The following is a 22,782-nucleotide window of genomic DNA, read 5'->3' as shown; positions in this document are numbered from 1 at the left end:
CGGCAGCCTGCCGGACGGCAAGTTCGAAACGCTCAAGGCGGTCAGCGAGCGGCGCGGCATGCCGTTCGAATGGTCGTTCCTGCTCGACTCGCTGCAAACCGAGCGCGATCAGGGCATCACCATCGACACCACGCAGATCGGGTTCCGCACGCCGCATCGCGACGTGGTGTTGATCGACGCGCCTGGCCATGCCGAATTTTTACGCAACATGATTACAGGCGCGGCACAGGCCGATGCGGCGCTGTTGCTGATCGACGCGTTCGAAGGCGTGCGCGACCAGACCCGCCGCCACGGCTACCTGCTGCATCTGCTCGGCGTGAAGCAAGTCGCGGTGATCGTCAACAAGATGGATCGCGTCGGTTTCGACCAACAGCGCTTCCAGGCCATCAGCGACGAGATTTCCGCGCATCTCGACGGCCTCGGCGTGACGCCGACCGCGATCATCCCGATCTCGGCGCGCGAAGGCGACGGCGTCGGCGCGGCCTCAAAGAGGCTCGGCTGGCACGACGGACCGACCGTGATCGGCGCCATCGATCAATTCGAGCCGGCACGCGCGCTGGAGCAGTTACCGCTGCGGCTGCCGGTGCAGGCGATCTACAAGTTCGACGACCGCCGCATCGTGGCCGGCCGCATCGAGTCCGGAAGTCTCTCCGCCGGCGACGAGATCGTGATCATGCCGGCCGGCAAGATCGCCAGGATCAAGACGATCGAGAGCTGGCCGTTGACGCCGGTGGCGGGGCCGCAGGGCGCCGGCCGCTCGGTCGGCATCACGCTCGACCGCGAATTGTTCATCGAGCGCGGCGACGTCATCGCACATGCAAGCGCAAGCCCGCGCGAGACGCGGCGGCTGCGCGCGCGCATCTTCTGGCTGCACGACAAGCCGTTGTCCAAGGGCGATCAGATCCTGCTGCGCTGCGGACCGAAGGAAAGCCGCGCCACCGTGGTGGCGATCGAAAAGGCCGTCGATCCCGGCGAACTCGCGAGCGTCGAGAACGCGGCGATCGGCCGCAACCATGTCGGCGAGATCGACGTCTCGCTTTCGAAGCCGATCGCGACCGATCCCTACACCGAGAATTTGCGCACCGGCCGCCTCGTGATCGAAGTGTCCGGACGCATCGCCGGCGGCGGTCTGGTACTGTCGGTCGATGCCGGACAGCGCGCCGTTCCCGTCGACATCGTGCCGGTGGAATCGGCGCTGCGCGCCGACGAGCGCTCCGCACGCTATCGCCACAATGGCGCGGTGGTCTGGCTCACCGGCCTTCCCGCTTCCGGCAAATCGACGTTGGCAAGAGCGATCGAGCGGCGCCTGTTCACCGACGGCGGCTCGCCGATCCTGCTCGACGGCGACACGATGCGCGCCGGGCTGAACGGCGATCTCGGCTTCTCCGCCGCCGATCGCAGCGAGAACATCCGCAGGCTCGCCGAGGTCGCGACCCATCTGGCGCGCAACGGCCATATCGCCATCGTCGCCGCCGTCTCGCCTGCGCGCGAGGATCGCGCCGCAGCCCGCCGGATCGCCGATACGCTGTTCCGCGAAATCCACGTCGCGACGCCGGCGGAAATCTGCGAAAGCCGCGATCCCAAGGGCCACTACAAGAAGGCCCGCGCCGGCGCGCTGGCCTCGTTCACCGGCATCGGCAACGACTACCAGAGGCCCGAGGCGGCCGAGCTCACCATCGACACTTCGACCGGCACGGTTGCGGATGCCGCCAGCGCGATCGAGCTGATGCTGAAGACGAGCGGTGTGCTGTTCGACGAGGTGGTCGACCTCGCGGCAAATATCTGAGGCGCAGGTCTATCTCACCAAGCGTGATGGCCGGGCTTGTCCCGGCCATCAACACGTCACCGCGGTTGAGCAAGGACGTGAATGCCCGGGCCTTCGCCACGCCGAAGGAGCTTCGGCCCCGCAGGCGGGACAAGCCCAGTATGATGACGGTGCAAGCAGCTTGTCAGCCCCCTAACTCCCCCACTTCTAGCCCCTTCTCACGCCCCCGCTTTTGAGGCTAAAAGGGCCGCGAAAGCCGCCCTTCAGGGGTATTTTTTTGCTGTTTTCCGACCGAAATCAGCCCAAAAAGCGCCCCTTCCAACGAGAAAGCCCGCCATGAAACGCGTCGACGCCCACGGATTGAAGATCGCCCCGGTTCTCTTTGACTTCATCGCCAAGGAAGCAGCCCCGAAAACCGGGATCGCGCCTGACGCGTTCTGGGCCGGGCTCGCCGCCATCATCCGCGATCTCGCGCCGAAGAACCGCGAGCTGCTCGCGTTCCGCGACACGCTGCAGGCCAGGATCGACGACTGGCACCGCGCGGGCAAGGGCAAGCCGTTCGACATCAACGCCTACACCGCCTTCCTCAAGGAGATCGGCTATCTGCAGCCGGAGCCGGCGACGCAGAGGGTCGAGACCGCCAATGTCGACGAGGAGATTGGCAAGATCTGCGGTCCGCAACTCGTCGTTCCCCTCACTAACGCCCGCTATGCGCTGAACGCCGCCAACGCGCGCTGGGGCTCGCTCTATGACGCCTTCTACGGCACCGACGCGATCCCGCACGATGCGGCCGAGACCGGCAAAGGCTACAGCAAGGCGCGCGGCGACAAGGTGATCGCCAAGGCCAAGGCCTTCCTCGACGCAGCCGTCCCGCTCGCAACCGGCAGCCACACCGACGCCACCGCCTACAGCGTGGTCTCGGGCCAGCTCGCGGTCAAGCTGAAGAGCGGCAACGCCACCGCGCTGAAATCGGCGGCGCAGTTCGCCGGTTACCAGGGCGAAGGGGCCGCGCCGAGCGCAGTGCTGCTGGTCAACAACGGCCTGCACATCGAGGTGAAGATCGACCGCAATCATCCTATCGGCAAGGACGATCCTGCCGGCGTCGCCGACATGATCATGGAAGCCGCCGTCTCCACCATCCTCGACATGGAGGACAGCGTCGCCGCCGTCGATGCCGAGGACAAGGTGCTGGTCTACCGCAACACGCTCGGCCTCATGAACGGCACGCTGTCGGCCGATTTCGAGAAGGGCGGCAAGACGCTGACCCGCGCGCTCAATGCCGACCGCATCTACAAGACGCCGGCGGGCGGCGAGCTCAAGCTGCATGGCCGCAGCCTGCTGCTGATGCGCAACGTCGGCCACCACATGTTCACCGACGCCGTGCTCGACGACAAGGGCGAGGAGATTCCGGAAGGCCTGCTCGACGCCGCGGTGTCCGGGCTGCTCGCCATCCACGACCTCAAGGGCAACTCGAAGGTCAGAAACAGCCGCACCGGCTCGGTCTATATCGTCAAGCCGAAGATGCACGGCCCGGACGAGGTGTCGCTGACCTGCGAGATCTTCGGTCGCGTCGAGAAGATGCTGGGCCTGCCGGAGAACACGATGAAGGTCGGCATCATGGACGAGGAGCGGCGCACCACCGTCAACCTCAAGGCCTGCATCCAGCGCGCCTCCAAGCGCATCATGTTCATCAACACCGGCTTCCTCGACCGCACCGGCGACGAGATCCACACCTCGATGGAAGCGGGTCCGATGATCCGCAAGAACGAGATGAAGGCGCAAGCCTGGATCAAGGCCTATGAGGACTGGAACGTCGACATGGGCCTGATCGACGGCCTGCCCGGCCACGCCCAGATCGGCAAGGGCATGTGGGCGGCGCCCGACAAGATGGCAGACATGCTGGCGCAGAAGCTCGCCCATCCGCAGGCCGGCGCCACCACCGCCTGGGTGCCGTCGCCGACCGCGGCAACGCTGCACGCGCTGCACTACCACCAGGTCAACGTCATCGCCCGGCAACAGGAGCTCGCCAAGGGCGGTCCACGCGCGAAACTCTCCGACATCGTCACCATTCCCGTGTCGAAGTCGAACTGGGCGCCCGACGACGTCAGGCAGGAGATCGACAACAACTGCCAGGGTATCCTGGGCTACGTCGTTCGTTGGATCGACCAGGGCGTCGGCTGCTCCAAGGTGCCCGACATCCACGACGTCGGTTTGATGGAAGACCGCGCCACCTTGCGCATCTCCAGCCAGCACCTGGCGAACTGGCTGCACCAGGGCGTCATCACCAAGGAGCAGGTGATGGAATCGCTGAAGCGCATGGCCGTCGTGGTCGACAAGCAGAACGCGGGCGACACGCTCTACCGGCCGATGGCACCCGCGTTCGACGGAGTCGCCTTCAAGGCGGCCTGCGACTTGGTGTTCAAGGGCCGCGAGCAGCCGAACGGCTACACCGAATACATCCTCACCGCGCGCCGCCGCGAGGCCAAGGCGGCGGGCTGATCCGAGGGATCTCCCCAACACATCGAAGCCCCGGCTCGCGCCGGGGCTTCTTTGTCGAGACGGGTAGCCCGGACGAAGGGGAGCGAAATCCGAGGGCCCCGCTCCATGCCGCGGTAACGATCCGTTAACGCCCGGCCTCGCCGTTACAACTCTGTTTATTCCTTTTTGCGAAAAATCCCCCGGATTCGGGGGATTCCAATCATGCTGAAACGTCTGACCGTTTCAACGCTGCTTCAATCCGTCATCGCTTCGCTGGCCGTCTGCGTGGTGGCCCTGCTGGTGACGACCGCCTGGCAGTCGTGGGAACGGCTGCACTCGACCCGCCACATCTCGGCGGTCGCGCAAGCCTCGACCGACGCCTTCAAGGCCATGCACAATCTGCGCACGGACCGCTCCTCGACGCCGCGCGTGCTGAACGGCGAATCCCCGATCTCGCCCGAGATCGACAAGTTCCTCCGCGGCCTCCACGATGCCGAAATGCCGGCGATCCGCTCCACGGCGGCGCTGCTGCCGTCGATCCCATTCGCCGAGCAGGCGACGCTGCTCGCCGCGCTGAACCAGCAGGTCGACACGCTCTCCGGGCTGCAGACGCAAGCCTGGGACGAGATGCGAAAGCCGAAAAAAGCGCGGCGCGCAATCTTGTCCAGGGACTATACCGACGTCACCGGAGCGTTGCTCGCGACGCTGGAAAAGATCTCAGCCAATCTCACCGCATCCGTCAATCACAACGATCCGCTGATCGACCAGCTCCTGTCGATCAAGCACGCAGCATGGCTGCTGCGCAATACCGCGGGCGAAGCGTCCGATCTCGTCTCGACCGGGCTGGTCGCCACCGGCAGCCTGCCACTCGAGGCGCAGCAGACCTACACCAAGTCCGTCGGCGCGATCGAGAACGCCTGGAGCGGGCTGGAATCCTCGACGCTGGGCATGCAACTCTCGCCGAATCTCGTGGGCGCGATGAACGCGGCCAAGGCCGCCTATTTCAATCCGGACTATCTGGCGCTGCGCGACCGCCTGATCGACCAGATCATGGTCGGCTCGAAGACCGACATGACTTCCGACCAGTGGACGCCGATGACGGCGCAACGCATGGGCACCGCGGTCGCGGTGGCCGAGCGTGCGCTGGATGAAGCCAGGGACTACGCGGCCAGACAGTATGCGGCCGCCGGCCGCGCGCTCGCGCTGCAGCTCGCGATGCTGATCTTCGCCGTGGCCCTCGCGGTCGGGGCCATGATCGGCGTCACGCGGCGCGTCATCACGCCGCTGCACAACATCCGCGACGCCATGCTGAAGGTCGCCGGCGGCGATTTGCTCGTCGACAGCGGCTATCTCGACCGCCAGGACGAAATCGGCGCACTGGCCGGCGCGCTGGAGACCTTCAAGCAGCAGGCAAGCGACAAGCTCAGGATCGAGGCCCAGGAGCGCGAGCGCAACGCGGGCGCAGCGGCACGCCAGCGCGCGGTCGAGGGTTACGTCGGCGAGTTCGAGGGCATGGTCCGCAAGACGCTTGGCGAGCTGAACGAGGCGTCGGGTCAGATGCGCAAGACTTCGGGCGATCTCTCCACCGTGTCGCGCCAGACCAATGAACGGGTGCAGGTTGCCGGAAAGGCCTCCGGTGACGCCTCGATGAGCGTCGACAGTGTGGCGTCGGCCGCCGAAGAGCTCAGCGCCTCGATCAACGACATCAGCCAGCAGGCCGCGCACGCCGCAGGCATCGCCGGCCGCGCCGTGAGCCAGGCTCGCGACACCGACGGCACCGTGCAGGGACTGGCGCAATCTGCGGGACGCATCGGCGAAGTGGTCGGACTGATCAACAGCATTGCGGCGCAGACCAACCTGCTGGCGCTCAATGCCACCATCGAAGCTGCACGCGCCGGCGAGGCCGGCCGCGGCTTTGCCGTGGTCGCCTCCGAGGTCAAATCGCTGGCGACGCAGACGGCGAAGGCAACCGAGGAGATCTCCGAGCAGATCGCCGGCATGCAGAAGGTCGCGGGCGACGCCATCACCGCGATCCAGTCGATCGGCAGCATCATCGGCGAGGTCAACGAGGTGGCGACCGCGATCGCAGCCGCCGTGCAGGAACAGGGCGCCGCGACGCAGGAGATCACCCGCAGCACCCAATACGCGGCGCAGGGCACCAGAAACGTCTCCGACAGCATCACCGGCGTCAAGGCAGACGCGGACGCGGCGGCAGCGGCGGCGGATCACGTCAAGCACGCCTCCGAGATGCTGGAGACCCAGAGCCGACAGCTCGGCCAGGAGGTCACCGACTTCCTCGGCAAGATCAGGGCGGCGTGACGACGGACTATTCCCGCGCCACCACCGGTACGTGACGGAATTTTGCGCGCATCTTCTCCGGCAGCGGCGAGAAATTCATGGCCGCGCCTCGCCTGTCGCCGGCACTGCGATTGGCGACCATCAGGCCGTCGGAGCCGGCGACGATGTCGCCCTTGCGCAGCGTCGGATCGTTCTCGACCTTGACCCGCGCAAGCCCGACCGGATCCTTGCCGTTGCAGGTGCAGCCCTGCACGAGTTCATCGCGATAGCGGAAGGCATTGGGCAGTTCAGAATAGGGTTTTCCGTTCGCCGTCGTCGCATCCTCGATGTCGGATCCATAGACCAGCGTCGTCTCGCTCGCCGGGCAAAAACTCTTGCACGACTGCGCCTTGCTTTCGTTGTCGGCGCCCTGGGCCGGGAAATGGCGGCCGTCGCAATCGCGCACGCACCAGGCCTGCCCGCTGCCATGGACGCGCGTCGGGGGCACGTCGCCCCGCGGCATGTCGTCGCCGGGGAACGGCGTCCGGATCTGCGGCGGCGGCGGCCGAGCACCGAATGCGCCGAACAACGCCGAGAAGAAGTCCTGCGCGCCGGCCGGCGAGGCGACGCTCGAAATCGCGAGCAGTGCCGCTGCCACACCAAAGACCCACTTGCCCATCGAACGTTTCGCCATGCGACCTCGATCAGTTCAACGCGGAAGTCGAGATATTGAGGGCCTGGCGGCCCGAGGGCAGCGTCGTCACCGCGGGACGCGCCGGCCTGCGGACGGAATCCCCGCCCCGCGCCATCACAGGCGGGTTCTTCGGCAGCACCACGACCCTGGTTCCGACATTGACGCGTCCGAACAGGTCGATGACGTCCTCGTTGGTCATGCGGATGCAGCCGGAGGAGACGAACTTTCCGATCGTGGTCGGATCGTTGGTGCCGTGGATGCGGTACTCGCTCGAGCCCAGATACAGCGCGCGCGCGCCGAGCGGATTTCCGGGCCCGCCGGCCACGAAGCGCGGCAGGTATGGCTGCCGCGCGATCATTTGTGCCGGCGGGTGCCAGTCCGGCCACTCCGCCTTTCGGCTGATGGTCTGAACGCCCGACCAGGTGAATCCGTCGCGGCCGACGCCAACGCCGTAGCGAATGGCGCGGCCGTGACCCAGAACATAGTAGAGGACCGTATTGCCGGTATCGATGATGACGGTCCCGGCGGGCTCGCCGCCGTCGAAGCTCACGACAGTGCGGCGCAGGCGCTCCGGCAGCACCGCATCGTCGGGAGCCGCCGGCGTTTCCGTCACGTCATCCGGCGGAAAGGCCTGCTGCTGCATCGGCGCGTAGAACATCGTCTGCGCCTGCGACGAGCCGGCGAACGCAAACGGCGTCGCCAGCAAGGCCCCGGCGAAGACGAGCGTATTGACGACGCGCGGCGAGCGCCGGCGATGGACTGCAGATAACCGTGTCATGTGCTGCCCCTTGGGATGCCCGCATCACGATGATGCGCTGTTGGACCAAACGCCGATGGATCGCTGCGGGTTCCGACGCGGCATGCGGCGGCGGCATCACAGTCGAGCGCACTCGCGCTCACGTCTTCGAGACGGAACTTTCCGGCCATGCTGACGTTTCGGGTCGGGCAGTCCGGCAGGCGGAGGCAGCCTTTACCTCTCCGCACGGGGAGAACCATCGTGCGTGTCCTTCCCGGTGAACGTCTGCTCTCCAGCCAGGATCAAGGCACGCCCCTTCCCGACAGCCGAAGCGATCTGCCGCCGGTGATCCGCCGCGCCGAGTTCGTCGCCCTGTCGCTCGCCGGGCTGCTCGTGATCTCCGTCGTCGCGGTCCTCTATGTCGGCAAGCCGTTCTTCCTGCCTGTCGTGATGGCATTCGTCGCCGGCACGATGTTGTCGCCGGCGGCGACCTTTCTGGAGAAGCACCGGGTGCCGCGCGCGCTCGGTGCAGTGCTGATCGTCATTGCGGTGACCGCCGTGGTCTCGTTCATCCTGGCGCTGATCGTCTCGCCGGCCACGGAATGGAGCACGCGGCTGCCCGAGTTGGGCGCGCAGCTCAAGGACAAGCTGCATGTGTTCGACCGGCCGCTGGCGCTCTGGCAGGAGTTGCAGTCCATGGTCGGCGGCGGCTCGGACGGCCTGCCCATCTTCCCGACGCCCAAATTCGAGTGGGTCCAGCCGACCCTGGAATTCCTGACGCCGACCTTCACCGAATTCCTGCTGTTCTTCGCGACCCTGATCCTGTTCATCGCGAGCTGGCGCGACTTGAGGAGAGCCCTGATCCTGACCTTCGGCGATCACGACGCGCGGCTGCGCACCTTGCGGATCCTCAACGAGATCGAGATCCATCTCGGCAATTATCTGCTCACGGTGACGCTGATCAATGTCGGCGTCGGCATCGCCACCGGTCTCGTCTGCGCCCTTACCGGCATGCCCAACGCGGCCGGGCTCGGCGCGCTCGCCGCCGCGCTGAACTTCATCCCGATCATCGGACCGGTCGCGATGTTCGTGGTGCTGATCGGGGTGGGACTTCTCGCCTTTCCGACGATCGGCGGCGGACTGGTCGCGGCGCTCGCCTTCGGCGGCCTCACGTTCCTCGAAGGACATTTCGTCACACCGATGATCATCGGCCGGCGGCTGGCGCTCAATGCGCTGGCCGTATTCCTGGCGCTGGCATTCTGGACCTGGCTGTGGGGGCCGATGGGAGCATTCTTGTCGTCGCCGCTGCTCATCGTCGCGCTGATCCTGAAGGAGCATCTGCTGCCGACGGATGAGCCACAACTGCCGCAGGGCTGACGCGGTTTCCGGCAAGGGAACTTCCGCCATGGCGAAACGTTTGTCGCCTGTCTCAGCAAGAGTCTCGGGAGCTCGAATGTCGATGAAGAATGACGAGGGCGAAATGAGAGACTGGACCGACAAGGCGACCAGGGAACGTCTGGAGAAGGACGTCACCGCCGTAAAGAACGATATCGCAGCCTTGACCGATCAGATCACCGATGCACTGAACAGCTTTGCACGCTCGGCGAGCAAGCAGGCACGGCGCGGCTATCGCCAGGCACGCCAGAACATGGATTCGGCATTTGGCGACGTGTCGGAGCGCAGCAGTGCGATGATGGACACAGCGCAGGACACCGTCGGCTCGATCGAGGAGACGCTGGAGGACGCGATCACGCAGCGACCGCTCGCCACCGTCGGCCTTGCGCTCGGCATCGGCTTTTTGATCGGTGCCGCCTGGCGCCGCTGAGACGTGCGGAGACCAGCGATGTTCCAGCGCATCATCGACGGCATCAGCGCATCGACCGGCACGGCCATGCGGCTGACGTCGCTGGCGCTGGCTGCGGCCATCGCGCTGTTCGTCACCACGTCGTTCCTGTGCGCAGCGGCCTTCATTTTCGTGCTTCAGGCCTACGGACCGGTGCAGGCGTGCCTCGCCGGGGCGGGAATATTCCTGCTGCTGACGCTGATGGCGGCGGCGAGCCACTACGTCTACAAGAAGGAAGCCGAGAAACGCGCCGCTCGCGCTGCGCGGGCGGCGGCGCAGAGCGCGTTGGCCGATCCCATGCTGATCGCGACCGGCCTGCAGCTCGTTCGTGCCATCGGAATCAAGCGGCTGCTTCCGATCCTCGCGGTCGGCGGCCTGGCGCTGGGACTCATGGCGAGCCGCGCCGGCGCGCCCACCGACGGTTCGGCCGAACCGGCCGAGTGACGCCGTTTCCGATCAGGTCACGCAGCGGCCGGGCTGCAGCAGTCTTGCCACTTCCGTGAGCGAGCTGACGACGGGTTCGCAAGCCAGCGTCATCTTGCGGCGCGGAGCCTGCAGCAGCGCAGGCGGCCTGGTGTTACGTGCCTCCGCAAACGGAAGGCGCAGCAGCACAGAGGTTCCGGCGAGGTCGTTGAGGCGGAGCGAAACCGTTCGCGTCGGAGCGGCCGGGGACTTGGGTGCGGCGAGACGGTCGGCCTTGCCGGCCCGATTGACGAGGTGGACCGGCTTGCCCGACACCGCCTGCCAGCGGTCGATGAGATCGTGGCCAAATGCCAGTTGCACGGCGCCGAGCGTCAGCGATACCGCGACCGCGCCAAGAAATGCTTTGCTCGTCTGTGACATGGCTGCTCGTCCCCCGCCCCATGGCGATCGACGGAACAACGCCGGCGCAAATATCCCGGTTCTTGACCAGTGCAATCACTTAAGCGTGTGCGAAAATTTTTGAGCGGCTTCGGAACGAGTCTCGGGCCCCGGAGTCATGTCTGCAGCCGGTTATTCCCCCCTGCCCCATAAACCGGCGACGTAGGGCGCGACTGTGGTGATGCCAGTCGCGCCTTACTTTTGTCCGAGGCCCGTACCGGCCTTCCCCGCCAGCCAGTCGCGCCCCTGTGCATAGAGCGTCTCGACCTCGGCGCCGGTCAGCCCCGGCATGTCGCGCTTCACCTTGTAGCCGATCAGTTCCTGCATGTAGCCGAGATGGCGATAGCCCTCGGGAAACTGCGCCAGCCTGTCCGCGTCGAGCCGGATCACGGCAGCAGGATCGACCGGGTCGAGCCGGTCCTTCTCGTAGATCGGCTGTCGGCGGACGATGCCCCATCTGCCCTGCCGCTTCTCCAGGAAGTCGTAGAAGCGGCCGGTGCAGACGACGTCGCACAGCACGTCGTGGACCAGCGCCCGCTGCGAGATGGTCATCTTGGTCTGGGCGATGGCGCGCGAACCTTCGAGGTCGATGCTGCAGCCGCCGAGGAAATGCAGGATGCGGACACCCTTGGCAAAGCCCTCGCGGCTGACGCGGATGAAGTCGGCGGCGGGCGCCTGAAACCAGGTGGCGGACATCCAGCCCTCCTCGTGCCAGACGCCGGCAAAGCGCTCCCAGTCGCCGGCATCGCGCCAGACGGCCCAGTTCTCGATCAGGTCCCGGATGGCCAATCGGTCGAGCAGCGCGGGGTCCAGCATGCAGGTTCTCCTGTGTCCTGGGGCGTATCAACGGAGAATTCCCGACGTCGTCAAGCGCGGCCGGGCCGGCGCGGCCAGTCGTCGCGAAAAATCCGGCGCGCCTTGCGGCACGCCGGATCAATCCACGGTCAGGCTGCGGGCGGCCCCTTCAGGCCGCCGGCGCTTTGGGCGTGCGGTTGCGCGAGTTGCGCTGGAAGAACAGCGCCTGGCTCGCCACAGCCGAGACCATCGCCGGCTGGAACGGCTTTGAGATCAGGAAGGCCGGCTCGGGGCGCTCGCCGGTGAGGAAGCGCTCCGGATAGGCGGTGATGAACACCACCGGCACCTCGAAGCTCTTCAGGAGCTCGTTGACGGCGTCGAGACCGGACGAACCGTCGGCAAGCTGAATGTCGGCCAGGATCAGTCCGGGCCGCCTGTTCTTGGCGAGCGCCACCGCATCGGCATGGGTGCGGGCGACCCCGACCACGTTGTGCCCGAGGTTCTTGACCAGGCTTTCGAGGTCCATGGCGATGAAGGTCTCGTCCTCGATGATCAGCACGTCGGTGGCGATCTCGGCCGCCATCTCGCGTCCCGCGGCATCCGCAAGCCGGCGCGTCTCGGCGACGTCGGTGCCGAGGATGAAGGCGACCTCCTCCTCGGAGAAGCCCTCCAGCGACAACAGCAGAAAGGCCTGGCGCGGCAACGGGGTGATGTTGGAGAGCCGGCGCTCCGGAGGCATCGGCAGGGTCGTCACCTCCGAATCGTCATTGAGCGAGACCGAATTCCATATCTGCGTGAACAGCCGGAACAGACCGGCCCGCGGCCCCCGGCTCTCATCGAGCACCGACGGGTCGCCGAGCATGGCTTCCAGCATGGCTGCGACATAGGCATCGCCGGACGCCTGGCTGCCCGTCAGGGCGCGGGCATACCGGCGCAACAACGGCAAGTGCTCGGCAACAAGCTGTGAACGGGACATCCCCACTCCATTCTTCTTTGGGCCCACCCTTCCCTAGAACCAAGGCATGGCAGGGGCGGCCCTGACTCCCCCTCCCGCCAGACTACGCCCGAGTCCGAGAAAAGTTCCGGGGGCGGCCGGAACTTTTTGCCGAACTTCGCATTAGGTCCTTCTAGGGAACTGCACCCCTCGTGCGAATTTCTCGATTCTACAGTGACTTAATTCGGGGAAACGTGGAAAAGGTCATGAAAGATCTGAAGTCTCAAGCCAGCAAGAACACGACCCCCGGCAAGGGCGGCCTCACGCCGGAGATTCAATCCCGGATAGGTCATCAATTGCGCGCCATGTACGACGACGTCGTGCGCCAGGGGGTTCCCGACCGGTTCGCGGAACTGATCAAGAAGCTTGATGCGCCGGGGAGGACACCCCAAGTAGAAAATGATGGGGGATCCAACGACAACAACGGGAGGGACTAATGCCTCTCACCGATTCCCTGCGCGACGACATCCTGGCGACCGTCCCGAGCCTGCGCGCCTTCGCCATATCCCTCAGCGGCAATGCCGACCGCGCCGATGATCTGGTGCAGGAGACGCTGTTGCGGGCGCTGGCCAACATCGACTCGTTCCAGCCCGGCTCGAACCTGCCGGCGTGGCTGTTCACGATCCTGCGCAACCTGTTCCGCTCCGACTATCGCAAGCGGCGGCGCGAGGTGGAGGATGCCGAGGGCAACTACGCCAAGACCCTGAAGACGCAACCGGCGCAGAACGCGCATCTCGAATTCGAGGAGTTTCGCGCGGCGCTCGACAAACTGCCGCAGGACCAGCGCGAGGCCCTGATTCTGGTCGGCGCATCGGGCTTCTCCTACGAGGATGCCGCGTCGATCTGCGGCTGCGCGGTGGGCACGATCAAGAGCCGCGTCAATCGCGCACGCTCCAAGCTCGCCGCGTTGCTCTATGTCGACGGCGCCGAGGATTTCGGGCCCGACGACACGGTGCGCGCGGTGATGGGCGGCAGCGGCGGCTGAGACCGATCGCTTCACCGCGCCGGCCGGACCGGCGCGGAAAACTGCTCGGTGCGGTCGCGCTCGGTCATGTCGACGACGGTCTCCATGGGCGCGGTGAGCTCATAGACGTAGCTCGCGTCGGTGAAGTAGCGCTTGGCGGTGCCGCCGAGCGCCTCCGGCGCCACCCGATCGAGCAGGATCAGGCCGAAATCGGAATCGGGGCGGCGCGTCGCCTCGCTGGTGTTGAACTCCTCCCAGCGGAAATGGAAGGTCGCGTCGGGCTCCTCGCCCATCACCGTCCAGGTCGCGACGATGTTCGGATGCTTGCCGACCAGCGACAGTCCCTCGTCCGAATGCGAGGCAAGCTCGAAGAACAGCAGCGAGAGGCTTTGGGCGGCGCGCGCGCTCACTGCGATGTCCGGTCCGCTGACGGCGATGCGATCGGCATGCGGGATCGCGCGGGCCTCGAACAGACCCTTCAGCCTCACGCCCTGCCACTGGCTCTCGCTCAGCAGCGAAACCACGTTGGACATCGCATGGATGCGTCCGATCAGGAGCTCGCGCGCGACGTCGATGTCCGAGCCGTGGCGCAGCGTGCGCGTCACGATCGACTGGATCACCGCCAGGATGTTCTTGACGCGGTGGTTGAGCTCGTCGATGACCGCCGTCAGCCGCCGCTCGAACCCGATCCGCACCTGGATTTCGCGGCTGAGCCGCAGATTGTTGTAGGCGACGTAGCCGAACAGGCCGCACACCACCGCGGTGATGGCGAAGCCGATCGCGGCCACGATCGCCGAGGTCTGCTCGGCGCGACGCACCGAATTGGTCTTGGCATAGTAGCCGAGCTGCCAGTCGCGGCCGCCGAAGCTCACGGTCCGGATCGATGACGGCGCGGACCCCTCGGGCGCCGTGCGCATCGAGACGACGCCGCGATCGTTCGCGATCAGCTCGCGATCGGCCTTGCGGGGATCCTTCAGCGCCACGGAGAACAACGACATGTCGTCGTTGGTCAGCATCAGCGAGGCGAGCTCGTAGGAAAACGTGATGAAGCCGGCCGGCTCGGTCGCGCCTTCGGGAATGACGGGGGCGGCCACGATGATGCCGACCGGCCCGTCGGGCCGCAGCAGCGGAACGGGATCGGATGCCACCGACCGCTTCTCGGCCCTGGCCTGCGCCAGCATCGCGCCGCGCACGGGGTCCTGGTCATAGCTGCGGCCGGGCAGCGCCCTGGTCTCGTCGCTGCGCGGCTCGAGATCCATCAGCACGTCGATCGGCTTGCCGAACGCCGCGGGATCGAGCGGCTTGTCGTCGAAATTGCGAATGACCGGATTGAAGCCGGCGCTGGTCAGCGCCGTGCGCGCGGCGTCCAGTTCGCCGGGCTTGAGCCGGGCGATCCAGCTTGCGACCACGAAATCGGTCTTGAATGCGTAGATCGCCGAGCGCAGCGGCTCCAGCATGTTGGGCTTGACCACCGAGGGCATGCGGAACAGGCCGGAGGCGACGCGCGCGAGCAGCTCGCGCTCGGTCAGGCGGTCCTGCACCAGACTTGCATGGACGTCGATGGCGCGCGCCATTGCGATCCGGTCGAGCGCGAGTTCCTGGTCATGGACGCGATAGGCCGCGAGCCCGGAGAGCAGCACTCCAAGCAGCGCAATGAAGCCGATGATGAAACCCAGCCGTACCACTCGTCTGCTCAGGAAGTGAGAGGTCGGCGAAAGCCATGAAGCATGTGAACGCCGCTCGATCGGCCGAGGACGGCCAAGTGCCGAAACAGAATGAGAATCAGGCGGGCGGATAATGAAGGAGGAGGCATCGGCACGCAACTTGGGTCGCTCGGAAAGCTTAATCCGGCTCGTCGAAACACCAGCCAGACGGGTCTACGGCCAGCGAAGTAGGTTAATCGCCAGTCCCGCCGCGGGTTCCGCAGGCCACCGATTTGCCGCACCCGTCAGCGGCCGCCCGCGCTACGTCGAGGCACGCAGGCCGCCCTTGGCCTCGATGAAGCCGATGATGCGGTCGAGGCCCTCGCTTTTCTTCAGGTTGGTCATGACGAACGGCCGCTCACCCCGCATCCGCCTGGCGTCGGTCTGCATCTTCTCCAGGGACGCGCCGACATGGGGGGCGAGGTCGATCTTGTTGATGACGAGCAGGTCGGATCGGGTGATGCCCGGCCCGCCCTTTGAGGGGATCTTGTCGCCCGCGGCCACGTCGATGACGTAGATGGTGAGGTCGGCGAGTTCGGGGGAGAAGGTCGCCGCCAGATTGTCGCCGCCGGATTCGATCAGCACCAGATCGAGATCCGGAAACTTGGCCCGCATGTCCGCAACCGCCGCGAGATTCATCGAAGCATCCTCGCGGATCGCGGTATGCGGGCAGCCGCCGGTCTCGACGCCGGCAATGCGATCGGGCGTCAGCGAGCCCGAGCGCACCAGGAACTCGGCGTCCCATTTGGTGTAGATGTCGTTGGTGATCGCTGCGATCTCGTAGCGCTCGCGCATCGACTTGCAGAGCAGGTCCATCAGCGCGGTCTTGCCCGATCCGACGGGGCCGCCGACGCCGACACGCAGGGGACCGTGAGACTTCGTCATTTCGATTGCTCTTTCCCGAAATCGTCGATGCGCTAGGAGCGGAACAGCCGCGTGTATTGCGTCTCGTGCCTGAGGCTGGCGAGATCGGCACGAAAGGTCGCGCTGCCGAGATCGTCGAGCGTCGCCTGTAGCGCCCGATCCGCGGTCGCGGCAACCGCAGGCTCGAGCGAGGCGAGCACGCGCTGGCTGTCGGTCTGGCCCAGCGGAACGAGGCGGCTTGCCGCCGAAATCCAGTTGGAGACCAACGCGTGCAGGAAGGCGTGCAGTGTCGGCGCGAGCGGAACGCCGTGAGCCGCGGCCACGACGCCGACCGCGACGGGGTAGACGAGCGGCGCGGCACAGGCCGCGACCATCGCGTCCAGCCCCTCCGCATCCCACGCCGCACGCGCGATGTCGATGAAGGCGCGGCCCTGCGAGGTAGTCTCGAGTTGCCGCTCGCGCGACGGGACGAAAGCCGCCGCGAGTTCGGCGATCTCGCGCAGGCGAGCCTCCTCGCCCGCTTCCGCCGCGCGCCACGCATGGACCAGGAAGATCGCGTCGCAGAAGCCGGAGCCGTCGGCAAGCACGACATCGAGCCAATCGGACAGCGTCGCCGTATCGACGACGTCCCCCGCTTCGACCGCCCATTCGATGCCGCTGGAATAGGAGAAGCCGCCGACCGGAAAAGCCGGCGACAGCCAGGTCATCAGCCGGTAGAGCGCCGCGGCCTCGCGCTGTGTTGCCGCGGCAGAGTCCGCCGGCTCACTTGCGGTCATGAGCATGGGAGTGGTCGTGATGGTGATCGTGGCCGCAATGCTCATCATGGTGATGGTGACCGTGGCCATGATGATCGTGCGCAGTATGGTCGTGATGGTGGTGATCATGACCATGATGATCGTGGTGATGGTGCGCACGATCGTGATCATGGGCCTGATCGTCATGCCCATGCTGATGGACGGAATCGGCATAGGCACCGCCCTCGGGATCGAACGGCGCCTCGATCTCGATCACCCGCGCACCCAGCCCCTTGACCATCGCCTCGATGACATGATCGCGCCTGATGCGCAGGCTCTTGGGCATGATCTGTGTCGACAGATGACGGTTGCCGAGATGCCAGGCGACGCGAATGAGGTGGTGCGGGTCGTGGCCGCGGATCTCCAGGAGCGGCTCGGGCGCCGCAACCACCTCGACCAGCCTGCCGTCCTCCAGCACCAGCGCGTCGCCGCCGCGCAGCGCGACGGCGTTTTCCAGGTCGAGCAGGAATTGAAGCCCGCGCGTGCCGGTCATCGCCATGCGGCGGCGGTGCCGATCGTCAAAATCGAGCACGACGGTATCCGCGGGCGCTTGCGCGAAGCGGTGCTGTCCCTTGACCTGTGTCGCCCGGATCATGCGGCTCATTCCTGTCAGCGGGTCTCGACCTTCTCGGGCGTGATGATCTCGATCTTCGGTGGCGCCGCAAAGCACTTCACCGCGACGCGGCCGAACGTCTTCATGTGCTCCATGCCGCGATGCGGCACCAGCGCCTCGGCGTTCTCCCACTGCTCGACGAACACCATCCTGGCCGGATCGGTGACGCTCTCATGCAGATCATAGGCGATGTTGCCCGCCTCCTTGCGGGTCGCCTTGATGCAGGCGGTGGCCGCCGCAATGAATTCCGCGCGCGTTTCGGGCTTGATGGTCAGGGTGGCGACGACGTAGATCACGAGGAATCCTCCCGGCTCTTCTCTTGGTTTCAGATACCGGGCGCGACATTAGACCAAGCGGCAGCGGACGCAAAACCGTAAAATCCGCCTCGACCATGCTTCGAGAACATGCGTCTACACGCTATTTCAGTACATGAAATACCGTTGCGCCATCGGCAGCACTTCGGCCGGCGCACAGGTCAGAAGCTCACCGTCCGCGCGCACCTCGTACGTCTCCGGATCGACCTCGATGCCGGGCGTCGCGTCGTTATGGACCATGCTCTTCTTGGAGATGCGTCCGCGGGTGTTCTGGACCGCATAGAGCTTCTTGTCGATGCCAAGCTTGCGCTGCAGCCCGCCGGTCGCCGCAGCCTTCGAGGTGAACACCACCGAGGACGCCGTGCGCGCCTTGCCGAACGCTGCGAACATCGGCCGGTAGTGCACCGGCTGCGGCGTCGGGATCGAGGCGTTTGGATCGCCCATCGGAGCCGCCACGATCGAGCCGCCCTTGACGATGCAGTCCGGCTTGACGCCGAAGAAAGCCGGCGACCACAGCACGAGATCGGCAAGCTTGCCCTTTTCGACGGAGCCGATCAGCTTCGAGACGCCGTGCGCGATCGCCGGGTTGATGGTGTATTTGGCGATGTAGCGCTTGACGCGGAAGTTGTCGTTGTCGCTGCCCTTGTCCTGCGGCAGCGACCCGCGCTGCTTCTTCATCTTGTCCGCGGTCTGCCAGGTGCGGATGATGACCTCCCCGAGCCGGCCCATGGCCTGGGAGTCCGATGACATCATCGAGAGCGCGCCGAGATCGTGCAAAATGTCCTCGGCCGCGATCGTCTCCTTGCGGATGCGGCTCTCGGCGAACGCGAGGTCTTCCGCGATGGAGGGATCGAGGTGATGGCACACCATCAGCATGTCCAGATGCTCGTCGATGGTGTTGCGGGTGAAGGGGCGCGTCGGGTTGGTCGAGGACGGCAGCACGTTCTTCAGGCCGGCAACCTTGATGATGTCGGGGGCGTGACCGCCGCCGGCGCCTTCGGTGTGGAAGGCATGGATGGTGCGGCCCTTGAACGCCTTGATGGTGTCCTCGACGAAACCGGATTCGTTCAGCGTGTCGGTGTGGATCATTACCTGGATGTCGTGATCGTCCGCCACCGACAGGCAGTTGTCGATCGCGGCCGGCGTGGTGCCCCAGTCCTCGTGCAGCTTCAGCGCGCAGGCGCCGGCCTTGATCATCTCGACCAGGGCCGCGGGGCGCGAGGCGTTGCCCTTGCCGGAAATGCCGAGATTGACCGGGAAGGCGTCGAACGACTGGATCATGCGGGCGATGTGCCACGGCCCCGGCGTGCAGGTGGTGGCGAAGGTGCCGTGCGAGGGACCGGTGCCACCGCCGAGCATCGAGGTCACGCCACTCATCAGCGCGTGCTCGATCTGCTGCGGGCAGATGAAGTGGATGTGGCTGTCGAAACCCCCGGCGGTGAGGATCTTGCCCTCGCCCGCAATCACGTCGGTGCCGGGACCGATGATGATGGTCACGCCGGGCTGGATGTCGGGATTGCCGGCCTTGCCTACGCCTGCGATCATGCCGTCCTTGATGGCGACGTCGGCCTTCACGATGCCCCAGTGGTCGACGATCAGCACGTTGGTGATCACGGTATCCGCCGCGCCCTGCCGGTTGGTGACCTGCGACTGGCCCATGCCGTCGCGAATCACCTTGCCGCCGCCGAACTTCACCTCCTCGCCATAGGTGGTGAAATCCTTCTCCACCTCGATGATGAGGTCGGTGTCGGCCAGCCGCACCCTGTCGCCGGTGGTGGGACCGAACATGTCGGCATAGACGGAACGCTTGATCTTGACGGACATCACCAGCCCCGCTTGCGTTGGAATTCGTGGATGACGTTTGCATATGGCTCTGAAGGGGCCGTGCGCAGGTGTTTCCACGTCGTCATGGCCGGGCTTGTCCCGGCCTCACGAAAGGTCACGGCTCGCCTTCCTCGCCTTATGCACTCACAGCTTCCCCATCACGTCGCCGCGAAAGCCGTAGACGGTCTTCTTGCCGGCGAGCGCGACGAGTTGCACCTCGCGCGCCTGGCCGGGCTCGAAGCGCACCGCGGTGCCGGCGGCGATGTCGAGGCGCATGCCGCGGGCCTTCTTGCGGTCGAACTTCAGGGCCGGATTGGTCTCGAAGAAATGGTAGTGCGAGCCGACCTGGATCGGGCGGTCGCCGGTGTTGGCGACCGTGAGCGTCACGGTCTTGCGGCCGGCATTGAGCTCGATCTCGCCGTCCTGGATGAAGAGTTCGCCGGGGATCATGTCTTCCGCCTCCTCCTACTCTGCGCATCACGGCGAAGGCCTCGCGCATCTCATCTGATCGGCTCGTGCACGGTGACGAGCTTGGTGCCGTCCGGAAAGGTCGCCTCGACCTGGATGTCGTGGATCATTTCGGGAATGCCCGGCATCACCTGGTCACGGGTCAAGACCTGCGCGCCGGACTGCATCAGCTCGGCGACGGTGCGGCCATCGCGCGCGCCTTCGAGAATGAAATCGGAGATGATCGCCACGGCCTCGGGATGGTTGAGTTTGACGCCGCGATCGAGCCTGCGCCGCGCCACGATGGCCGCCATCGAGATCAGAAGCTTGTCCTTTTCGCGGGGAGACAGGTTCATGCGAAATCTCTCGCGTTGATGTCGGTCAATTGAGCCACAGCCTCGGCAATGCCGCGCCGGTGCGCGTCAGCACCGCCATCATGTCGGCACGCAGGACGGCGGCATCTTGGGCACAGAACCGCGCCATTGCAAAGCCGTTCCAGGCGGATATTCCGACCTCACCGCAGAACGACTCTGCGGCCTCGCGCAGCCGCTCGACCAGCGCCTCGTCGCCCGGCACGATCAGCACGGTGCCGATCGCGGCACCGCCGTTGGCGACCGCAGGCCGCGCGAACCTCGCGGCGATGTCGCCCGCAAGCCTGATCGTTTCGGCAAACACCAGGCGGCCGCCGCGGGAGAGACGCCAGCAATCGACGAATTCGCCCTGCTCCATGCGCTCGCCCATCGCGGTACGGCCGAACACCACGATTTCGCAGAGCAGGAGCGACGCGGTTTCGTCGAGCGCGATATCGAAGCGACGCCGAACCCGCGCCCGGTCGAACAGGATGGTCTCCTGCGGCAGCCATGCGAGACGCGCGCCGGCGGCGGCCTTGAGCGCGATGCCGATCTCCGCCGCCGGCCCCGGCGTGCGATAGACCTTTTCCGCGGCCGCCGTGGTCAGCGTCAGCCGCGCCGCCTCGTTCGCCGCGATCTCGATCTCGAAGCGATCGCCGCCGGCCACCCCGCCGGCCGTGTTGATGAAGACGCCGGACAGTCCCTCGCCTTCGGGCGAAGGAAAGCGCACGCGCAGCGAGCCGGACTCGTGCAAGATGCCGCAACGGGTGACGCCGTCCCGGGCGAGTACGTCGAAGCGGACCGCACCGCGGGCGCGGTTGGCCTCGAAGACCGTCGATGCCGTCGAGAGATCGCTGCGCATCCGCCCCCCAGCCGGTCGCGTCCAGAATTTTTGAACCTACAGCGCCATCTGGCGGCTGATCTCGCCCGAATCGAGATTGGAACGGTCGCAGGTGTATTTCACCGCGCCGCGATCCATGACTGCGAAACTGTCGCCGAGTTCGCAGGCAAAGTCGAGATATTGTTCGACCAGCACGATGGCGATGTTGCCGAGATTGCGCAAGTACGAGATCGCCCGGCCGATGTCCTTGATGATCGAGGGCTGGATGCCTTCGGTCGGCTCGTCGAGCAGCAGGAGTTTTGGCCGCATCACCAGCGCCCGTCCGATCGCGAGCTGCTGCTGCTGGCCGCCGGAGAGATCGCCGCCGCGCCGGCCCAGCATGGATTCCAGTACCGGAAACAGCGAAAACACGTCGTCCGGGATATGCCGGTCCTTGCGCTTCAGCGGACCGAAGCCGGTCTTGAGGTTCTCCTCCACCGTGAGCAGCGGAAAGATCTCGCGGCCCTGCGGCACGAAGCCGATGCCGCGCCGCGCCCGCTCGTAGGGTTTCAGCCCCGTGATGTCGTTACCGTCGAACCGGATCGCGCCGGACGAAATCGGATACTGGCCGACCATCGCGCGCAACAGCGAGGTCTTGCCGACGCCGTTGCGGCCGAGCACGCAGGTCACCTTGCCGGGCTCGGCCGAAATCGAGACACCGCGCAACGCCTGCGCCGCGCCGTAGAACAGGTTGATGTCCTTGACGTTCAGCATCCGCGACCTCCGGCCGCAACGCGGCGAATGGCGAATAGCTGGAAAGACGACCTTCATGATGCTTCTACCCTATTCGCTACTCGCCAATCACCATTCGCATCGTCTCGGTCTATCGGCCGAGATATACCTCAATCACCCGCTCGTTCGCCGAGACCTGGTCGATGGTGCCCTCGGCCAGCACGGTGCCATCGTGCAGGCAGGTCACCTTGACGCCGAGCTCGCGCACGAAGGTCATGTCGTGCTCCACCACCATCACGGTATGGTCGCGGTTGATCTCCTTCAGGAGCTCCGCGGTCTGGTGCGTCTCGACGTCGGTCATCCCGGCCACGGGCTCGTCGACCAGCAGCAGCTTCGGGTCCTGCGCCAGCAGCATGCCGATCTCCAGCCACTGCTTCTGGCCATGGCTGAGGCTGCCGGCGAGCCGGTTGCGCGCGTGCGTCAGCCGAATGGTCTCCAGCACCTTGTCGATACGTTCGGCCTCGGCCCGGTTGCCGCGCCAGAACAGCGTGCCGCGGACGGAGTGGGCGACATTGAGCGCGAGCAGCAGGTTGTCCTGCACGGTCTGGCTCTCGAACACCGTCGGCTTCTGGAACTTGCGGCCGATTCCGAGCTCGGCGATGCGGGTCTCGTCCAGCCGCGTGAGATCGGCGACGCCGTCGAACAGCACCACGCCCTCATCAGGCCTGGTCTTGCCGGTGATGATGTCCATCATCGTGGTCTTGCCGGCGCCGTTCGGGCCGATGATGGCGCGCATCTCGCCGGGCTCGAGCGCCAGCGAGAGATTGTTGATGGCGCGGAAGCCGTCGAACGAGACGTGCACGCCGTCGAGATAGAGCATTGCGGAGGTCGCGCGGGTATCCATCACATTCATG

General features: G+C 65.9%; 24 protein-coding genes. 8 read left to right on the top strand and 16 right to left on the bottom strand.

The features are described 5' to 3' along the window. From cysC to KGM94_RS02880, 3 genes are all read left to right on the top strand, one after another. Window positions 1-1,786 (top strand): adenylyl-sulfate kinase (gene cysC, locus KGM94_RS02890; RefSeq protein ID WP_300254806.1); only part of this gene is annotated, 1,786 nt, incomplete at its 5' end. A gap of 315 nt (window positions 1,787-2,101) precedes the next feature. Beyond that, a complete protein-coding gene (locus KGM94_RS02885) occupies window positions 2,102-4,264 on the top strand; it encodes a malate synthase G (RefSeq protein ID WP_300254803.1) in 2,163 nt (720 codons plus the stop codon). A 201-nt stretch (window positions 4,265-4,465) separates the two neighbouring features. Further along, complete coding sequence (locus tag KGM94_RS02880; protein ID WP_300254799.1) at window positions 4,466-6,562, top strand: methyl-accepting chemotaxis protein; 2,097 nt, start codon at window positions 4,466-4,468, stop codon at window positions 6,560-6,562. A gap of 7 nt (window positions 6,563-6,569) precedes the next feature. Here the strand turns inward: KGM94_RS02880 and KGM94_RS02875 are convergent, their stop codons facing one another. Together KGM94_RS02875 and KGM94_RS02870 are read right to left on the bottom strand one after the other, a co-directional pair. Further along, window positions 6,570-7,214 carry a DUF2865 domain-containing protein gene (locus tag KGM94_RS02875; protein ID WP_300254796.1) on the bottom strand — a complete coding sequence of 215 codons (645 nt, stop codon included), beginning with the start codon at window positions 7,212-7,214 and terminating at the stop codon, window positions 6,570-6,572. 10 nt (window positions 7,215-7,224) lie between these two features. Beyond that, window positions 7,225-7,992 carry a L,D-transpeptidase gene (locus KGM94_RS02870; RefSeq protein ID WP_300254793.1) on the bottom strand — a complete coding sequence of 256 codons (768 nt, stop codon included), beginning with the start codon at window positions 7,990-7,992 and terminating at the stop codon, window positions 7,225-7,227. 219 nt (window positions 7,993-8,211) lie between these two features. Here KGM94_RS02870 and KGM94_RS02865 point away from each other — a divergent pair, with 219 nt between their 5' ends. The 3 genes from KGM94_RS02865 (at window position 8,212) to KGM94_RS02855 (ending at window position 10,237) form a co-directional block, all read left to right on the top strand. Next, complete coding sequence (locus tag KGM94_RS02865; protein WP_300254791.1) at window positions 8,212-9,327, top strand: AI-2E family transporter; 1,116 nt, start codon at window positions 8,212-8,214, stop codon at window positions 9,325-9,327. Window positions 9,328-9,403: 76 nt separating this feature from the next. After that, complete coding sequence (locus tag KGM94_RS02860; protein ID WP_300254788.1) at window positions 9,404-9,775, top strand: DUF883 family protein; 372 nt, start codon at window positions 9,404-9,406, stop codon at window positions 9,773-9,775. 18 nt (window positions 9,776-9,793) lie between these two features. Continuing rightward, window positions 9,794-10,237: a hypothetical protein gene (locus KGM94_RS02855; protein WP_300254786.1), complete on the top strand. Its 444-nt coding sequence runs from the start codon at window positions 9,794-9,796 to the stop codon at window positions 10,235-10,237. A gap of 12 nt (window positions 10,238-10,249) precedes the next feature. On the opposite strand, the gene KGM94_RS02850 is transcribed toward KGM94_RS02855, so the two are convergent. From KGM94_RS02850 to KGM94_RS02840, 3 genes are all read right to left on the bottom strand, one after another. After that, a complete protein-coding gene (locus KGM94_RS02850) occupies window positions 10,250-10,636 on the bottom strand; it encodes a hypothetical protein (protein WP_300254785.1) in 387 nt (128 codons plus the stop codon). A 213-nt stretch (window positions 10,637-10,849) separates the two neighbouring features. Further along, window positions 10,850-11,467 (bottom strand): nuclear transport factor 2 family protein, encoded by a 618-nt coding sequence (locus tag KGM94_RS02845; protein WP_300254812.1) that lies wholly within the window; start codon window positions 11,465-11,467, stop codon window positions 10,850-10,852. Window positions 11,468-11,618: 151 nt separating this feature from the next. Further along, complete coding sequence (locus KGM94_RS02840) at window positions 11,619-12,425, bottom strand: response regulator (protein ID WP_300254782.1); 807 nt, start codon at window positions 12,423-12,425, stop codon at window positions 11,619-11,621. 224 nt (window positions 12,426-12,649) lie between these two features. Here KGM94_RS02840 and KGM94_RS02835 point away from each other — a divergent pair, with 224 nt between their 5' ends. Together KGM94_RS02835 and KGM94_RS02830 are read left to right on the top strand one after the other, a co-directional pair. Further along, window positions 12,650-12,880 (top strand): NepR family anti-sigma factor, encoded by a 231-nt coding sequence (locus KGM94_RS02835; protein ID WP_300254779.1) that lies wholly within the window; start codon window positions 12,650-12,652, stop codon window positions 12,878-12,880. Beyond that, entirely contained in the window at window positions 12,880-13,428 is a 549-nt protein-coding gene (locus tag KGM94_RS02830) for a sigma-70 family RNA polymerase sigma factor (protein WP_300254777.1), read from the top strand. Before KGM94_RS02835 ends, KGM94_RS02830 begins: the two co-directional genes overlap by 1 nt. An 11-nt stretch (window positions 13,429-13,439) precedes the next feature. Here KGM94_RS02830 and KGM94_RS02825 read toward each other — a convergent pair whose 3' ends face one another. The 11 genes from KGM94_RS02825 to urtD all read right to left on the bottom strand — a co-directional run bounded on the left by KGM94_RS02825 (window position 13,440) and on the right by urtD (window position 22,781). Beyond that, window positions 13,440-15,092: an HWE histidine kinase domain-containing protein gene (locus tag KGM94_RS02825; protein ID WP_300254774.1), complete on the bottom strand. Its 1,653-nt coding sequence runs from the start codon at window positions 15,090-15,092 to the stop codon at window positions 13,440-13,442. Window positions 15,093-15,371: 279 nt separating this feature from the next. Next, window positions 15,372-15,995, bottom strand: coding sequence for an urease accessory protein UreG (gene ureG, locus KGM94_RS02820; protein ID WP_300254771.1), 624 nt, complete (start codon window positions 15,993-15,995; stop codon window positions 15,372-15,374). 32 nt (window positions 15,996-16,027) lie between these two features. After that, window positions 16,028-16,750, bottom strand: a complete 723-nt coding sequence (locus KGM94_RS02815) for an urease accessory protein UreF (protein WP_300254809.1) — start codon at window positions 16,748-16,750, stop codon at window positions 16,028-16,030. After that, window positions 16,737-17,363 (bottom strand): urease accessory protein UreE, encoded by a 627-nt coding sequence (locus KGM94_RS02810; RefSeq protein WP_300254768.1) that lies wholly within the window; start codon window positions 17,361-17,363, stop codon window positions 16,737-16,739. Before KGM94_RS02810 ends, KGM94_RS02815 begins: the two co-directional genes overlap by 14 nt. 14 nt (window positions 17,364-17,377) lie before the next feature. Then, window positions 17,378-17,677: a putative quinol monooxygenase gene (locus KGM94_RS02805; protein WP_300254765.1), complete on the bottom strand. Its 300-nt coding sequence runs from the start codon at window positions 17,675-17,677 to the stop codon at window positions 17,378-17,380. Window positions 17,678-17,803: 126 nt separating this feature from the next. Beyond that, entirely contained in the window at window positions 17,804-19,519 is a 1,716-nt protein-coding gene (gene ureC, locus KGM94_RS02800) for an urease subunit alpha (RefSeq protein ID WP_300254762.1), read from the bottom strand. A gap of 144 nt (window positions 19,520-19,663) precedes the next feature. Continuing rightward, a complete protein-coding gene (locus KGM94_RS02795; protein WP_300254760.1) occupies window positions 19,664-19,969 on the bottom strand; it encodes an urease subunit beta in 306 nt (101 codons plus the stop codon). Between the two features lie 50 nt (window positions 19,970-20,019). Continuing rightward, a complete protein-coding gene (locus tag KGM94_RS02790; protein ID WP_027553946.1) occupies window positions 20,020-20,322 on the bottom strand; it encodes an urease subunit gamma in 303 nt (100 codons plus the stop codon). A gap of 25 nt (window positions 20,323-20,347) precedes the next feature. Further along, the gene (locus KGM94_RS02785; protein WP_300254748.1) at window positions 20,348-21,178 is read right to left on the bottom strand and encodes an urease accessory protein UreD; all 831 of its coding nucleotides are present in this window, start codon (window positions 21,176-21,178) and stop codon (window positions 20,348-20,350) included. Window positions 21,179-21,214: 36 nt separating this feature from the next. Then, window positions 21,215-21,910 (bottom strand): urea ABC transporter ATP-binding subunit UrtE, encoded by a 696-nt coding sequence (gene urtE / locus KGM94_RS02780; protein WP_300254745.1) that lies wholly within the window; start codon window positions 21,908-21,910, stop codon window positions 21,215-21,217. Between the two features lie 109 nt (window positions 21,911-22,019). After that, the gene (urtD, locus tag KGM94_RS02775; RefSeq protein WP_300254742.1) at window positions 22,020-22,781 is read right to left on the bottom strand and encodes an urea ABC transporter ATP-binding protein UrtD; all 762 of its coding nucleotides are present in this window, start codon (window positions 22,779-22,781) and stop codon (window positions 22,020-22,022) included. Window position 22,782: the final 1 nt, after the last annotated feature.

The sequence above is a fragment of the Bradyrhizobium sp. genome (assembly GCF_028868675.1).
In the GTDB taxonomy this organism is placed as follows: Bacteria; Pseudomonadota; Alphaproteobacteria; order Rhizobiales; family Xanthobacteraceae; genus Bradyrhizobium.
This window is presented reverse-complemented; position numbering and strand designations above follow the sequence as displayed.

Bases quoted from the DNA above. Each gene is read 5' to 3' on its own strand.
- KGM94_RS02855 (WP_300254786.1), top strand. From the start codon at position 9,794: ATGTTCCAGCGCATCATCGACGGCATCAGCGCATCGACCGGCACGGCC.
- KGM94_RS02880 (WP_300254799.1), top strand. From the start codon at position 4,466: ATGCTGAAACGTCTGACCGTTTCAACGCTGCTTCAATCCGTCATCGCT.
- ureG (WP_300254771.1), bottom strand. From the start codon at position 15,995: ATGACGAAGTCTCACGGTCCCCTGCGTGTCGGCGTCGGCGGCCCCGTC.
- KGM94_RS02795 (WP_300254760.1), bottom strand. From the start codon at position 19,969: ATGATCCCCGGCGAACTCTTCATCCAGGACGGCGAGATCGAGCTCAAT.
- KGM94_RS02835 (WP_300254779.1), top strand. From the start codon at position 12,650: ATGAAAGATCTGAAGTCTCAAGCCAGCAAGAACACGACCCCCGGCAAG.
- KGM94_RS02830 (WP_300254777.1), top strand. From the start codon at position 12,880: ATGCCTCTCACCGATTCCCTGCGCGACGACATCCTGGCGACCGTCCCG.
- KGM94_RS02790 (WP_027553946.1), bottom strand. From the start codon at position 20,322: ATGAACCTGTCTCCCCGCGAAAAGGACAAGCTTCTGATCTCGATGGCG.
- KGM94_RS02860 (WP_300254788.1), top strand. From the start codon at position 9,404: ATGTCGATGAAGAATGACGAGGGCGAAATGAGAGACTGGACCGACAAG.
- KGM94_RS02850 (WP_300254785.1), bottom strand. From the start codon at position 10,636: ATGTCACAGACGAGCAAAGCATTTCTTGGCGCGGTCGCGGTATCGCTG.
- urtD (WP_300254742.1), bottom strand. From the start codon at position 22,781: ATGAATGTGATGGATACCCGCGCGACCTCCGCAATGCTCTATCTCGAC.
- KGM94_RS02785 (WP_300254748.1), bottom strand. From the start codon at position 21,178: ATGCGCAGCGATCTCTCGACGGCATCGACGGTCTTCGAGGCCAACCGC.
- ureC (WP_300254762.1), bottom strand. From the start codon at position 19,519: ATGTCCGTCAAGATCAAGCGTTCCGTCTATGCCGACATGTTCGGTCCC.
- urtE (WP_300254745.1), bottom strand. From the start codon at position 21,910: ATGCTGAACGTCAAGGACATCAACCTGTTCTACGGCGCGGCGCAGGCG.
- KGM94_RS02875 (WP_300254796.1), bottom strand. From the start codon at position 7,214: ATGGCGAAACGTTCGATGGGCAAGTGGGTCTTTGGTGTGGCAGCGGCA.
- KGM94_RS02870 (WP_300254793.1), bottom strand. From the start codon at position 7,992: ATGACACGGTTATCTGCAGTCCATCGCCGGCGCTCGCCGCGCGTCGTC.
- KGM94_RS02815 (WP_300254809.1), bottom strand. From the start codon at position 16,750: ATGACCGCAAGTGAGCCGGCGGACTCTGCCGCGGCAACACAGCGCGAG.
- KGM94_RS02840 (WP_300254782.1), bottom strand. From the start codon at position 12,425: ATGTCCCGTTCACAGCTTGTTGCCGAGCACTTGCCGTTGTTGCGCCGG.
- KGM94_RS02885 (WP_300254803.1), top strand. From the start codon at position 2,102: ATGAAACGCGTCGACGCCCACGGATTGAAGATCGCCCCGGTTCTCTTT.
- KGM94_RS02810 (WP_300254768.1), bottom strand. From the start codon at position 17,363: ATGATCCGGGCGACACAGGTCAAGGGACAGCACCGCTTCGCGCAAGCG.